Below are 14,270 nucleotides of genomic sequence, written 5' to 3'. Positions count from 1 at the left end.
TCTGGGCGGTGGCGGTCGCCCTCCGGGGCAACTGGGGATCGCAACCCTCCTGTCTGGGCGGCACTCACGGTGGTGCCGCAGTGGCGGTCGTCCTTCGGGGACGACCGAGGATCGCAACTTTGGTCGTGCCTCGCTGTGCTTGGGCAACGGATGCGGGGTCCTGGGACGCGGTCCTTGGGCCCCGCTTGTTGGTGTCCGCCCAGTACACCGATCGGCGTGGCTGCGCTCGTATTTCCACGGAACCCGTGACAACGGCTCCTCACTCTCACCAGCCTTGCTTCAAGCCAAGCGAGTACGTCCAAAGAAGGAGAGTGACTTCTCGTGGTCATCGATCCGCCAGCGAGTCGGGCGCCGTCACGGTCACGGGCGTCGTGGTGACCGTCGTCATCTATCTGGTCCGGCGCGGAAGGCTTCGCCTTCACCTCGGATAACCGGCAGGTCAGGGGGCGATGTCAGTGGCTATCTCTACGGTGTGCAGCTACCGGCATCGCCCTTGGGCGTCAACCCGGTGCAATACGTGGAGAGTTGGGCAACTAGGAAAGGGGTTGTGTGAGGGTGGCTTCTCGTATGACCGCTGCATCACAGCGAGGTGAGCGGCGTGGAAACGACGGCTGGGCGTTTCCGGATCTTGTGGTGGAGGTGGCCGGTCCGCTGGCCTGCTTCACCCGGCCGGAGCTGAAGGTGGAGCGGGTCTCGTATCCGGTGTTGGGACCCTCCGCGGCGGCGGGGATGCTGGAGGCCATCTTCTGGAAGCCAGAATTCCAGTACGTGGTGCGGGCGATCGAGGTCCTCCGGCCGATCGAGTGGACGTCGATCCGCCGCAACGAGGTCAAGTCCGTGATCACGGCGGGCGAGGTCACGGCCCTGCGGAAGGATTCGCGCCGCCGGTACGACGTCGAGAACGACCGGGACCAGCGCAACAGCATGCTGCTGCGCGATGTGCACTACCGCATCCGTGCCCAGGTCGTCCTGACCGAACGCGGCCAGGGCGGGCGCGAGGAGAAGTACCGCGAGCAACTGCGCCGCCGTGTGGACAAAGGCGCCTGCTTTGCTCAGCCGTTCCTCGGCTGCCGCGAGTTCAGCGCCTCGTTCGGTCCGCAGACCGATGCCACGCCCATCGCGCGGGATGAGGACTTGGGAGTCATGCTGCACTCCATCGTCTACCCGGCATCCGGCGGTGAGCAGTACCGCTGGTTCCACGCTCAGCTGCACCAGGGCGTGCTGCAGGTGCCGCTCAAGGCCCTCGGGGCGAGCGACGTGGCCATGCCCGCCGGCTCCGCCTGGCGGGCCGACGGCGCCCAGGCAGGGTGAGGCGCCCATGCTGCTCCAGCGTCTGACCGAGTTCGCCGAACGGGCCGAGGCCGACGGCGAACTCCCTCCCGCCTACTACCGGCCCAAGAAAATCCAATGGGCGCTGCGGATCGACGCCGACGGCTTAACGGCCCGGCTGTACAACCGCCGCCCGCCAAAGGGCTCGAAGGACAAGCTGCGGCCGAGCAACGCCCCCTACGCCTACCGCTCAGGCACGACGCCGCCTCCATACCTGCTGGTGGACACTGCGCAGTACGTCCTGGCGGTACCGAAGACCGGCACCGACGGCACCGTGAGCGAAGCCGCTGCCGCGGAAGCGATCCGCCGCCAGCGCGAGTACACCGACCTGCTGCTCTCCTGGACCCAGACCGCCGAGGACGATCCGTACGCGCAGGCCGTGCACGCCTTCGTCTCCAGCGGCGGCCTGGCCCGCGTCGAACGTCCCGAGGACATCACCTCCGCCGACACCGTCGCGCTGATGGGCCACGACGGCACCTGGCTGCACCAGCTGCCCACGGCATGCGCTACCTGGGCGGCGACCGTCAGGGCCCGCAAGTCCGGCAGCGGCGCCACCGGCCTGTGCCTGGTGTGCGGCCGGCAAAGAGAGCTGCTGGCCACGATCCCCGAGAGCATCAGGTCCGGGGCCATCCCCACCAGCGGCCTCGGCCGCGACTCCCAGCTGATCAGTGTCAACACCGCTGCCCAGGGCCGTGGCGGCGCCCTGCAGCTGGTGAACACCCCGGTGTGCGAGCGCTGTGGGAGCCGTGCCATGGCCGCCCTCAACCTGTTGCTGGCCACCGACACCCACCGCCGCCGCGGCAGTGACACGGTCACCGTGTGGTGGACCAAGGAGCCGGTCGACGACCTCTTCGAATCACTGGACACCCCGACCGAGGAGAGCGTCGCCAAGCTGCTGGACGCCCTGCACGAGTGCCCCGACCCGGTTGCCGCCGAGCGCCTGGACCCGAGCGCCTACTACGCGCTCACCCTCGGGCTGAACAACGCCCGCGCGGTGGTGTCGGACTGGCTGGACATCCCCGTCGGCCGCCTGCGCAACCACCTCGGCGCATGGTTCGCACACCACCAGGTCTACGACGGCTGGGAGCACAAGCACCGCCACCTGCCGCTGTGGCATTTGGCCCTGGCAGCCGGCCGCTGGGACGGCAAGGCCGGACGGTACGTCGCCCGTAGCGCTCCCAAGGGCCTGGAGAACGAGCTGCTGAACGCCGCCCTCACCCGCGGCCCGCTGCCGGCCCGCCTTCTGCCCCACCTGCTGCAGCGCATCCGCGCCGACGGCCGCGTCGACCGCCCCCGCATTGCCCTGCTCCGCCTCGCACTGCACCCGAACCGGAAGGACCACCAGGTGACCGGCCCCGCCCCCCAACTCGACACCCTCAACAGCGAGCCCGGCTACCTGTGCGGTCGAGCCTTCGCCGTCCTGGAAGCCATCCAGCGCGCCGCCCTGGGCGACATCAACACCACCATCGGCGAGAAGTACTTCGGCACCGCGATGACGGCGCCCGCCGCCGTCCTGACCACCCTGCGTACCGGTGCCACCGGCCACCTCAAACGGCTGCGCCGGGACAAACGCGGCACCTACTACGCCCTGGATGCCCGCCTGGCCGAGGCATTCGCCGCGCTCGCCCAGCTCGACGACGGCATCCCCCTGATGCTCACCACCCGCCAGCAGGCATGGTTCGTCCTCGGCTATGACGAGCAGCGCGCCGCCGACAACGCGGCCCGCGCCGCCCACAAGAAGGCGAAGGAAGCCGGCGAGAACGCCGGCAACCCGGACGAGTCCGAAACTGAGCAGCCCACGGCCTGACCGCCGCAGCACATCCCACACGACGCTGCCCTGTCCGACCCTGCAGGCCCAGACCTCACTTAGACCAGGAGAGCCATTCCATGACCGCGCCGCACCTTGACCCCACTCGCAAGATCGACTTCGTGTTCCTGATCGAAGCACGCGACAGCAACCCCAACGGCGACCCCGACGCCGGCGGCATGCCCCGCACCGACCCCGTCTCCGGCCAGGGCCTGATCACCGACGTCGCCCTCAAGCGGAAGATCCGCAACACCGTCTCCCTCCTCAACGAGGAAGAGAACAAGCCCGGCTACGACATCTACGTCGAAGCCGGCGTCGCCCTCAACGCCCAGCACGAGCGCGCCTACGCCTCCGACGCCCTCGGCGACAAGGCCAGCCAGTTCGACGCCCAGCAGTGGATGTGCCAGACCTTCTACGACATCCGCATGTTCGGCGCCGTGATGACTACCGGCAAGAAGGACCGCCAGGCCGGCCGCGTCCGCGGGCCCGTCCAGCTCACCTTCTCCCGCTCCGTCGACCCCGTCACCCCGCTCGAATACGGCATCACCCGCGTCACCCCCACCAAGCAGGAAGACGTGGACGCCGGCAAGAACACCGAGATGGGCACCAAGCACATCGTCCCCTACGGCCTCTACCGCGGCGAAGGCCACTTCAGCGCCCCTCTCGCCGCCCGCACCGGAGTCACCAGCGACGACCTCGCCATGTTCTGGCGCGCCTTCACCCTCATGTTCGACCACGACCGCGCTGCCGCCCGCGGCGAACTCAACCTGCGCGGCCTGTACGTCTTCACCCACGACGACAAGTACGGCAAAGCCCCCGCCCGCCAGTTGATGGACCGCATCACCGTCAAAGGCCCCGGTGACGCCACCGCCCGCGCGTTCACCGACTATCAAGTCGACGTGCCGGAGGCCGGACTGCCCGACGGCGTCACCCTCACCACCCTGATCGGATGAGCACACCAGCACAGCGGCGCGGAGAGGAAGACCTCGTCCAGGTTTCCCTCTCCGCGCTGGAGCACTACGCCTACTGCCCACGCCAATGCGGCCTCATCCTCCTCGAAGACGCCTTCACCGACGACGCCGCCACAGTGCGGGGAACCCTCCTCCACCAACGCGTCGACACCCCAGGCAACCGCGGCCGAGGCAACGTACGCACACTCCACGCCCTGCCCGTCTGGCACGACGCCTACGGCCTGACCGGCATCTGCGACACCGTAGAGCTCCATGCCGACGGCCGAATCCTGCCCGTGGAGCACAAGTCGGGCCGCTACCATCCGGGCGGCCCAGCCGATGTACAGGCCGCTGCCCAGGCGATCTGCCTGCAGGAGATGTTCCGCACCCCCGTTCCCGAGGCCGCGATCTATTCCGCAGCCGACCGCCGACGCCACTCAGTGCCCGTCGACGAAGCGCTTCGGACCCGCGTCCTCGAACTGGCAGACGCGGTACGCGGTCTGCTCACCACCGACCGGTTGCCTGCCCCCGTTGCGGATGGCCGCTGCCGACGCTGCTCCATGGCCACCGGATGCATGCCAAAGCTCCTCGCCGGCACCCTCCGCTACCGCAAGGCCCTCACCGACCTCTACCTCCTCGACGACCTCCAGGACGACGACGCGTGACCACCGAACTCCTGAACACCCTGTATGTGCAGACACAAGGCACCGACCTACGCCTGGAGCACGACACCCTCCGCGTCCATCTCCCCAACACCCAAGGACGACGGGTCCTGCCCCTGCGCCGCCTCGACGGCATCGTCCTCTACGGGCACATCAACCTCTCAACCGAACTCATCACCCGCTGCGCCCAGGACAACCGGCCCATCACCTGGATGACCAGGGGTGGCCGATACATGGCCCGCCTCGACGGGGCCGTCCAGGGCAACGTCCTCCTCCGGCACGCCCAGCACCAACTCCACGACGACACCGAGGCAAGGCTCGCCATCGCCCGCAACATCGTCGCCGGGAAGATCCGCAACAGCCGGTGGATCCTGCTCCGAGCCGCCCGCGACGCCGCGCCTTCCGCACGTGAACGCATCCGCGAAACCGCCGACGACCTCGCCGAAGCCCTGACGAAGACAGGCGCCGCCGACTCCCTGGACATCGTCATGGGCATCGAAGGCAACGCCGCCCGCGGCTACTTCGCCGCCATGCAACACGCCCTGCGCCCCAGCCCCGACATCCCCACCTTCACCCACCGCAACCGCCGACCGCCCACCGACCCGGTCAACGCACTGCTCTCCTTCACCTACGGACTCCTGCGCAGCCTCGTCCACGGCGCCACCGAACAGGTCGGCCTCGACCCCTACATCGGCTTCCTGCACGGCCTGCGCCCAGGAAAACCCGCTCTGGCCCTCGACCTGATGGAGGAATTCCGCCCCGTACTCGCCGACCGCTTCGCCCTCACCCTCCTCAACCGGCGCCAACTGCGCGCCGAACACTTCGAACACGTCACCGGCGGCGCCGTACGCCTCACCGATGACGGCCGCACAACACTGCTGAGCGCCTGGCAGGAGTGGAAGACCCAGACCTGGGAACATCCCATCGCCGGACGCAGCGTCCCCGCCGGCCTTCTCCCGGTGGTCCAGGCCCGCCTCCTCGCCCGCCACCTGCGCGGCGAACTACCCGGCTACCTCCCCTGGACGGCCGCCTGAATGGACCTCCTGCTCACCTACGACGTCGACACCACCAGCCCAGCAGGACGCCGCCGGCTGCGCCGCGTCGCCAAACTCTGCGAAGGCCACGGCCTGCGCGTCCAGAAATCCGTCTTCGAAATCGTCGCTGACGACAAGAGCCTCCTCCGCTTGCTGGCCCAACTCAGCGATACCATCGATCCCGACACCGACAGCATCCGCCTGTACCGCCTGCCCCCGGGCGGCTTCGACAGCGTTCAGACTCTCGGCATCGCTCAGGTGCAGCCACACCACGAAGACCTCGTCCTGTGACCGGTGTCAGCATGCTTCGGGACCTCAAATACACACGCGACACGCAGGTCGCACCGAAGCAAAACATCCGATTGCGCCCTACTTGCCTGGTCTCAGCGGCTTCGAAGGAACCATCAACTACTGTGACCTTGCTGGTCAGCCAGCGTGGCGGTCGCCCTCCGGGGCGACCGAGGATCGCAACGACGCTGAGGAGGCTGCGGCATGAGCGAGCCCATGGTGGCGGTCGCCCTCCGGGGCGACCGAGGATCGCAACCCGACCAAGGCGGTCGGCGTCCCGGCGGCCGTGAAGTGGCGGTCGCCCTCCGGGGCGACCGAGGATCGCAACTACGACTCGGTGGGCGACATGGTCAGCAGCCTCGGAGGTGGCGGTCGCCCTCCGGGGCGACCGAGGATCGCAACACGGGCTCTGGGAGCGGACCGCGCTGACCCCGGCCGCGTGGCGGTCGCCCTCCGGGGCGACCGAGGATCGCAACGGCGCGGCCCGCAGCGCGGCGCGGACGGCGGACAAGGTGGCGGTCGCCCTCCGGGGCGACCGAGGATCGCAACCTCGCGACCCAGGGCTACTCGGCCGCGGAGTGCGCGTGGCGGTCGCCCTCCGGGGCGACCGAGGATCGCAACGGCAACCGACTCCTCGAACATCCGCCACACCAGCCGTGGCGGTCGCCCTCCGGGGCGACCGAGGATCGCAACGAGGCGTGGACGCGAGCACGAGCACCACAACCGGGGTGGCGGTCGCCCTCCGGGGCGACCGAGGATCGCAACTGCCCGCCGAACGCGCCGAACTCGGGGCACTCCTGGGTGGCGGTCGCCCTCCGGGGCGACCGAGGATCGCAACCCGATCGACGCGGCGGTGCCGAAGCGCGCGTGCTCGTGGCGGTCGCCCTCCGGGGCGACCGAGGATCGCAACGCCCGGCCCCTGGGGACGCCGCTCGACGTACACCGGTGGCGGTCGCCCTCCGGGGCGACCGAGGATCGCAACCGCGCGGCCGGAGTCGAGTTGGGCGCGTACGACGAGTGGCGGTCGCCCTCCGGGGCGACCGAGGATCGCAACCCCGAGATCAGGGTCTCGGAGCGGATGGCCCGTCCGGTGGCGGTCGCCCTCCGGGGCGACCGAGGATCGCAACCCGCTGGTCAGACGGACAATGCGAGGGGGGAGTCTGGTGGCGGTCGCCCTCCGGGGCGACCGAGGATCGCAACCTTGTAGTAGGCCGTGAGGCGCTTGTACGCGGCCTGGTGGCGGTCGCCCTCCGGGGCGACCGAGGATCGCAACGTATCACCTGATCGAGACGGCTCGGGCGCACAACATGTGGCGGTCGCCCTCCGGGGCGACCGAGGATCGCAACGCGTCCGCAGCCGCCTCCAGCACCGCGACAACCGACGTGGCGGTCGCCGTCCGGGGCGACCGAGGATCGCAACACCTTGACGGTGGACGTGTAGAGGATGGGGATGTTGTGGCGGTCGCCCTCCGGGGCGACCGAGGATCGCAACGGCTCGTACACGTCGCGCAGGACCAACGCGCAGTCGGGTGGCGGTCGCCCTCCGGGGCGACCGAGGATCGCAACCACGGTGGCGAGGGACAGCTCGAAGCCGGTGCCGTCGTGGCGGTCGCCCTCCGGGGCGACCGAGGATCGCAACACGATCAACCTCACCGAAGAGGCGATCCCGCGGATGTGTGGCGGTCGCCCTCCGGGGCGACCGAGGATCGCAACATGACGTGCACGGCGGTGCGCAGCGTCTCCCCCTCCAGTGGCGGTCGCCCTCCGGGGCGACCGAGGATCGCAACCTTGCCCATGCGGTGCATGGCGCGCGCCTCGTCGATGTGGCGGTCGCCCTCCGGGGCGACCGAGGATCGCAACTCGTACCGGCCGGGACAGCCGCGACCTGGCCCAACTGGCGGTCGCCCTCCGGGGCGACCGAGGATCGCAACTGCATGGCGCGGAAGGTGACCGAGTCGGGTGCGGTCGTGGCGGTCGCCCTCCGGGGCGACCGAGGATCGCAACCTCACCCTTGAGGAGGGCAACGCGTTCGCGCGCCAGGTGGCGGTCGCCCTCCGGGGCGACCGAGGATCGCAACGCTCAGCCCCGAGCGGCCACACCCGTCACGCCGTTGTGGCGGTCGCCCTCCGGGGCGACCGAGGATCGCAACGGTCTCCTCCAGGCCGTCGTCGCTGCCGGCGTCATGTGGCGGTCGCCCTCCGGGGCGACCGAGGATCGCAACGGCGTAATGGAAGACCGGATTGACCTTGCGTTCGGCGTGGCGGTCGCCCTCCGGGGCGACCGAGGATCGCAACTCGGTGTCGTGCTCGCCGTCAAGCAACCGGTGGACCGTGGCGGTCGCCCTCCGGGGCGACCGAGGATCGCAACGACCACATGGTGCGGCTCGGATGGGTCCGCTCCCGTGGCGGTCGCCCTCCGGGGTGACCGAGGATCGCAACTCCACCGGCATGGGCATCCCGGAGAAGCGGTGGACCGTGGCGGTCGCCCTCCGGGGCGACCGAGGATCGCAACATCCAGGCCGGGACCGAGACCCTGTAGAGCCAGCCGTGTGGCGGTCGCCCTCCGGGGCGACCGAGGATCGCAACGACGGGCAACTCGGCGTGCGCAACTGGGCCACCCCGTGGCGGTCGCCCTCCGGGGCGACCGAGGATCGCAACGAGGCTGTGTCGTCCGGCCGCACTCCGAGTCCCATGTGGCGGTCGCCCTCCGGGGCGACCGAGGATCGCAACGACCAGTTCACGGTGCACTTGGAAATCCCCTCGGCGTGTGGCGGTCGCCCTCCGGGGCGACCGAGGATCGCAACGCGGCGTACGCCAGCGACGACGTGTACACCCTGCAGGAGTGGCGGTCGCCCTCCGGGGCGACCGAGGATCGCAACACCATGATGGCCGCGAGGGCGGTTATATGAGCGGCAAGTGGCGGTCGCCCTCTGGGGCGACCGAGGATCGCAACCAGGTGGACGGCTACCTGTCCGGCGCGCTCATCCGCGTGTGGCGGTCGCCTTCCGGGGCGTCCGAGGATCGCAACTCGTACTCGCGGGCGGTCTCGTCGTTGCTGACGGTGGTGGCGGTCGCCCTCTGGGGTGACCGAGGATCGCAACCGCATGTACACGCGGCCGGGCGAGGTCCTGGAGCGGAGTGGCGGTCGCCCCTCTGGGGCGTCTGAGGATCGCAATATGGGTAAGCAGGCCGAGAACGCCGGACGGCCGGTGGGGCGGTGGTCGTCCCTTCGGAGTGACCGAGGATCGCAACACCCGGTGGACCGCCACCGTCACCGACCCCGTTCACGTGGCTGTCGCCCTTCGGGGCGTCCGAGGATCGCAACTACGCGAGCTACCTCTCTGGAACGGGCACCGCTGAGAGTGGCGGTCGCCGGCACGGGTGGCTGTCGCCCTCCGGGGCGACCGAGGATCGCAACACCGAGGACCTGGTCGACGGGATGCTCAAGCGGGGCCTGGTGGCGGTCGCCCTCCGGGGCGGCCGAGGATCGCAACGCCTCGACCACACGGGCGTTGGCGTCCTGGACGTCGGTGGCGGTCGCCCTCCGGGCGACCGAGGATCGCAACTTCAAGTCCGTGTCGGCACCGCCACGGCCCGTCCAGTGGCGATCGCCCTTCGTTACGCTCCGAGGCGACCGAGGATCGCAACAGCATCACCGCCGCGACCAGCACGGAGGCGGAAGCGTGGCGGTCGCCCTCCGGGGCGACCGAGGATCGCAACGTCTCCAAGTCCATGGCCAGTGTCGAGCAGCTGGTGGTGGCGGTCGCCCTCCGAAGCGGCCGAGGATCGCAACTCCACGGCGACGGCCTGCTTGGCGTCGGCGAGTGGCGATTGCCCCCCGGGGCGACCGAGGATCACAACTACAACAACCAGCGCGCTTACGGCGACTTCCTCGATGGTGGCGGTTGTCCTCCGGGGGGACCGAGGATCGCAACCCGGTCAGGATGTTGTAGAGGTACCGGGGGCCCTCCGGTGCGCGATTTCTTGGTCAGTGTCGGCGCCGGCGGTGTGGGTCTGGCGGTGGCGATGGCCGTGATGTGGTGGTGTTCGTGGTGGTGGGCTGGTTGTGGTGGGTGGGAGTTTGGCGGGTGCCGGTGCCGTGGGCGAGCTGTTCGGTGAGGTGGGTGAGGAGGTTGGTGGGGGTGTAGGTGGAGGCGTGGATGGTCCAGGTGGGGTGGTTGATGTCGGGGCCGGCCCAGATGGTCCAGGCGTTGTTGGGGGTGAAGGGGGTGTTGGCGGCGAGGGTGTCGAACTGGACGCCGACGTTGCCATGTTGGGTCTGCCAGTGGATTTGGTGGCCGTTGATGGTGGGGGTCCAGCCGGCGTCGGCGAGGGGGCGGGTGGCGTCGGCGATGGTCCGCTCGGTGAGGGGGTTGCCGAGGGCGGTGTGCCACGGGTCGCCGAGGGTGAGTGAGATCAGCAGGGTGTCCAGGACGGGGGCGGGGGTGGCGGGTGTGAGGGTCATGCACCACAGGCGTTCGCTGACGGGTGTCTCGTAGGCGGCGATGGTCCACTTCGGGTCGCATGTTTCGGCGGCGTGGTCGAAGAGGATGCGCAGGGTGAGTGATTCGTGGTTGGCGATCGTTGTGCGGTCGTCCCAGGTGGTGTATTTCTCCCAGCCGGGTTCTCGGTGAGGAAGTCGTCCAGGGTGGCTTCGTGGTCGCCGGGGTGGGCGGCGTACGCGGGCACTGTCTCCACACGCGGTGCCTCGGGGGTGGGTGCCGTGTCAGGTGGGGTGAAGGTGGTGCGGGCGTGGGCGGCTGCTTGTTCGGTGTCGGTCATGGGGGAGGGTCCGGGGCGTACGGCGTTGCCGTGGAGGCGGTGGAAGGAGGCGACGGCGTGGGCGGGGGATTGGTAGGTGTCGGTGATGGTGCGCAGGTGGTTCTCGCCGTGCAGGGCGACGGTCTGCCCGCCTCGGTAGGTGCCGATGGCGATGGTGGTGTGGCCGTCGTGGGCGTGGGCGTGGATGATGAGCCGGCCGTGGCGGATGTCGTCGTGGATCTGCTGGGCGTGGCTGGAGACCTCGCGGATCTCCTCCCGGGTCAGCCCGTGCAGGGGGTAGTTCGCCCACTCCCAGTCCTGATTAATGGCCTCGCGCAGGCTGGGGGTGATGTCGGTGGTGATGCCTTCGGTGTGCAGGGCGTGGGTGGCCTGGTGCGCCCAGTAGGGCTCCGTAAGTTGTTGGACGGCCCAGGAGGGCCGGATGTGGCTGAGTAGGGCCTGCCATTGGTGGCTAGCGAGGAGTGGCCGTCCGGCTCTTCGGGGCGCCCTGGCTGCTGATTGAGATGTGCGCGCATTGTGCGGTCGCTGTTTACGGAGCGGACAGCGGGGTGTCCCTCGGGCCCACGGCACGCTGTGGGGAACGTGGAGGGCGAGTGAGTAAGCGACGTGGCCAAGCCTGGTGTGGGATCGACGCGGGGAAGGGCCATCATTGGGCGGCAGTGGTCGATGAGGCCGGTGCGACCCTGTGGTCGAAGAAGATCAACAACGACGAGACAGCGATCATGACGGCGCTCGGTGAAATCCTGGACCTGGCGGATGAGATCTGCTGGGCGGTGGACATCTCTGGCACGGCGTCAGCCCTTCTGCTGGCCCTGCTCGCTGCCCATGGCCAGCAGGCCGTCTACGTGCCTGGCCGCACAGTCAACCGCATGGCCGGAGCCTACCGGGGAGAGGCCAAGACCGACGCCCGCGACGCCTACGTCATCGCCGAAACAGCCCGCCACCGCCAGGACTTCACAGTCATCGAGGTGCCTGCCCAGCTGGCCGCCGACCTCGCGTTGCTGACCGCGCACCGCTCGGACCTGGTGGCCGACCGAGTACGGATGATCAATCGGCTGCGTGACGTGCTCACCGGCGTCTTCCCCGCGCTGGAACGGGCCTTCGACTACTCGGCCCACAAGGGGGCCATTGTCCTGTTGACCGGATACCAGACTCCCGCCACCATCCGTCGCCTCGGGCGGAGCAGGCTGACCGCATGGCTTGCCAGTCGAGGCGTCCGCGGCGCCCATGTAGTGGCCACTGCCGCGCTGGAGGCTTCTCAGTCTCAGTACACTTCCCTGCCCGGCGAGGACGTCGCCGCTCAGATCGTCGCCGATTTGGCTGCGCAGATCCTCTGCCTGGATGACCGACTCAAACGTGTCGACCGCCAGATCCGGGAAGTCTTCCGCACCCACCCTCAGGCCGAGATCATCGAATCGTTGCCAGGCATGGGCCCAATTCTTGGTGCCGAGTTCGTCGTAGCCGCTGGGGATCTGTTGGCTTACGCGGACGCTGGCCACCTGGCCTCCGCAGCCGGGCTGGTGCCCGTGCCAAGGGACTCGGGTCGTCGCATCGGCAACCTGCACCGCCCCAAGCGCTATAGCCGGCGCCTACGCAGGGTCTTCTATTTGTCCGCGCAGACCAGCATCATCCGCGAGGGCCCGAACAGGGACTTCTATCTCAAGAAGCGCAGCGAGGGCTGCAAGCACGTGCAGGCCGTCATTGCGCTCGCCCGCCGGCGCGCAAGCGTCCTGTGGGCTCTCCTGCGCGACAACCGAGCGTTCACACCTGTCGCGCCGCTCAGGCAATAAGGATCTTTGAGGACGGCTCTGTCCGGCAGTTCCGTGTCCTGACCACCGGTAGCTGGCAGGATGGCGAGGCTAGCCTGATGCCTTCCGCCGAGGAGGAGCTGTGCAGTTCACCGTCTTGCCAGCAGGAACCGTGCCCACGCGGCGTGGGCCTGAGGCAGCGTTCCTCACACAGACGCTCTGGGAGGACCACGGGTACCGGACCACCTTCCTCCTCTTGCATCGCAAAGGCGGCAACATCACCGGAATCGGCCAGGTCAAGATCGGGCGATTCGGTATGCAAGAAGGCGATGGTCCCTCGCTTCCTGAGCAGTTCGATCGCCTGGACGCGACGTACTTCTCCGTGGGACAGGACGACACTTACTACGAGGCGCTCCGCGAGCTGGGAGTAGCGTCCACCATCCTGGGCGCCCTCTGTGACATCGCGTTCGACTCTGCGCTCTTTCAGCAAGTGCAGAACGAAGACGTCACGCAAAGGTCCTTGCTCCGCAGCATCCAGCCAAGCACTGTTACGCGCCAGTTCCGACGTATCGCTCGAGGCGGCTTGCGGGTTATTGAATATGCCTTCTCCTACACCGCTCCACCGGTAGACCCGTTGGCTGTACCGCTGCAGCTCGACTTCAAAGTTTTTCCCGAGGTTTCGCCTCCGACAAACGTTCATGCCCTGATCGGAAGCAACGGAGTAGGCAAGACACGGCTGCTGCAAAACCTGGCCAGGGCTGTTGCAGATGGCTCCGCGCAGCCCCACGAGGTCGGCGAGGTGACCAACTCCCTTGCCAGCCTTGCCAACGAGCCTTTGTTCACCAACCTCGTTTCCATTGCCTTCAGTGCCTTCGACCCTCTCAACCCAGTGCGGGCAACGAAGGGGATTCACCATGCTCATGTCACCCTCTATCAAATGCCCGTTGCCGACTCCATGTTGCCAGGCCGTAGTCTCACTGACCCCGCTTATCAGTTCGCGCAGGTGATGCAAACGCTTACAGGTGCGCGACTGGAGCGGTGGCACAAAGCCGTATCAACATTGGGCTCCGACCCCTTGTTCCGGGATGCCCAGGTGGCCGCTGCAGCGCCGATGGTTCCCGGAATTCCTGAGGTGCGCTCCACTGATCCGCTTGCGTTGTTCAACCGCCTAAGTTCGGGCCATAAAATCGTACTCCTGGCGATTACGCGTTTGGCTGACCTTGTCTCGGAGCGCACGCTAGTCCTCATTGACGAACCCGAGACGCACCTCCACCCGCCGCTCCTGGCTGCGTTCATGCGCGCTCTCACCGACCTGTTAGTCGACCGGAACGGCGTTGCAATCATCGCCACGCACTCACCGGTCGTGCTGCAAGAGACGCCCCGAAGGTGTGTGTGGAAGCTGTACCGGTCCGGCGACATGGTGAAGGCGGAGAGGCCCGCTATCGAGACCTACGGCGAGAACGTAGGCATCCTCACGCACGAGTCATTTGGGCTGGAGATCACCCGCACGGGTTTTCACCAGGAGGTTCGGCAAGCAGTCGATGACGGCATGTCCTACGAGGAAATCATTGACTGGCTTGAGGGGCAGCTCGGTGGCGAAGGACGAAGCCTCGCGCGCGCTCTGATCGCGCTGCGGGATCAGCGGGAGGGCGGTAGATAATGTGGCCATTGC

10 protein-coding genes and 1 CRISPR repeat array are annotated in these 14,270 nt (G+C 68.3%); of the genes, 8 read left to right on the top strand and 2 right to left on the bottom strand.

Translation table 11 applies throughout. The features are described 5' to 3' along the window. Window positions 1–567: 567 nt before the first annotated feature. The 6 genes from cas5c (at window position 568) to cas2 (ending at window position 6,073) form a co-directional block, all read left to right on the top strand. Complete coding sequence (gene cas5c / locus ACWD4G_RS31960) at window positions 568–1,311, top strand: type I-C CRISPR-associated protein Cas5c (RefSeq protein WP_451299602.1); 744 nt, start codon at window positions 568–570, stop codon at window positions 1,309–1,311. 7 nt (window positions 1,312–1,318) lie between these two features. Next, window positions 1,319–3,136: a type I-C CRISPR-associated protein Cas8c/Csd1 gene (cas8c, locus tag ACWD4G_RS31955; RefSeq protein WP_451299600.1), complete on the top strand. Its 1,818-nt coding sequence runs from the start codon at window positions 1,319–1,321 to the stop codon at window positions 3,134–3,136. Window positions 3,137–3,216: 80 nt separating this feature from the next. Then, window positions 3,217–4,089, top strand: coding sequence for a type I-C CRISPR-associated protein Cas7/Csd2 (gene cas7c, locus ACWD4G_RS31950; RefSeq protein ID WP_451299598.1), 873 nt, complete (start codon window positions 3,217–3,219; stop codon window positions 4,087–4,089). Beyond that, entirely contained in the window at window positions 4,086–4,751 is a 666-nt protein-coding gene (gene cas4, locus ACWD4G_RS31945) for a CRISPR-associated protein Cas4 (RefSeq protein ID WP_451299596.1), read from the top strand. The genes cas7c and cas4 overlap by 4 nt, the downstream gene beginning before the upstream one ends. After that, window positions 4,748–5,782, top strand: coding sequence for a type I-C CRISPR-associated endonuclease Cas1c (cas1c, locus tag ACWD4G_RS31940; RefSeq protein ID WP_451299594.1), 1,035 nt, complete (start codon window positions 4,748–4,750; stop codon window positions 5,780–5,782). The genes cas4 and cas1c overlap by 4 nt, the downstream gene beginning before the upstream one ends. Continuing rightward, on the top strand, window positions 5,783–6,073 hold the full coding sequence (cas2, locus tag ACWD4G_RS31935) for a CRISPR-associated endonuclease Cas2 (RefSeq protein WP_451299592.1): 291 nt from the start codon (window positions 5,783–5,785) through the stop codon (window positions 6,071–6,073). A gap of 144 nt (window positions 6,074–6,217) precedes the next feature. Then, a CRISPR array of direct repeats spans window positions 6,218–9,169; the repeat unit is 37 nt; unit sequence GTGGCGGTCGCCCTCCGGGGCGACCGAGGATCGCAAC. Between the two features lie 887 nt (window positions 9,170–10,056). Here cas2 and ACWD4G_RS31930 read toward each other — a convergent pair. Both ACWD4G_RS31930 and ACWD4G_RS31925 read right to left on the bottom strand, forming a co-directional pair. Beyond that, window positions 10,057–10,575 carry a DUF317 domain-containing protein gene (locus ACWD4G_RS31930; RefSeq protein WP_451299790.1) on the bottom strand — a complete coding sequence of 173 codons (519 nt, stop codon included), beginning with the start codon at window positions 10,573–10,575 and terminating at the stop codon, window positions 10,057–10,059. Further along, complete coding sequence (locus ACWD4G_RS31925; RefSeq protein WP_451299590.1) at window positions 10,530–11,420, bottom strand: hypothetical protein; 891 nt, start codon at window positions 11,418–11,420, stop codon at window positions 10,530–10,532. Before ACWD4G_RS31925 ends, ACWD4G_RS31930 begins: the two co-directional genes overlap by 46 nt. A gap of 23 nt (window positions 11,421–11,443) precedes the next feature. On the opposite strand from ACWD4G_RS31925, the gene ACWD4G_RS31920 reads away from it, so the two are divergent. Further along, on the top strand, window positions 11,444–12,640 hold the full coding sequence (locus ACWD4G_RS31920; protein ID WP_451299588.1) for an IS110 family transposase: 1,197 nt from the start codon (window positions 11,444–11,446) through the stop codon (window positions 12,638–12,640). A gap of 100 nt (window positions 12,641–12,740) precedes the next feature. Continuing rightward, on the top strand, window positions 12,741–14,258 hold the full coding sequence (locus ACWD4G_RS31915) for an AAA family ATPase (protein WP_451299586.1): 1,518 nt from the start codon (window positions 12,741–12,743) through the stop codon (window positions 14,256–14,258). The last annotated feature ends 12 nt before the right edge of the window (window positions 14,259–14,270 follow it).

The sequence above is a fragment of the Streptomyces sp. NPDC002643 genome (assembly GCF_053592555.1).
Note: the sequence above shows the minus strand (reverse complement) of the source record. Positions and strands in the feature narration are given on the sequence as shown.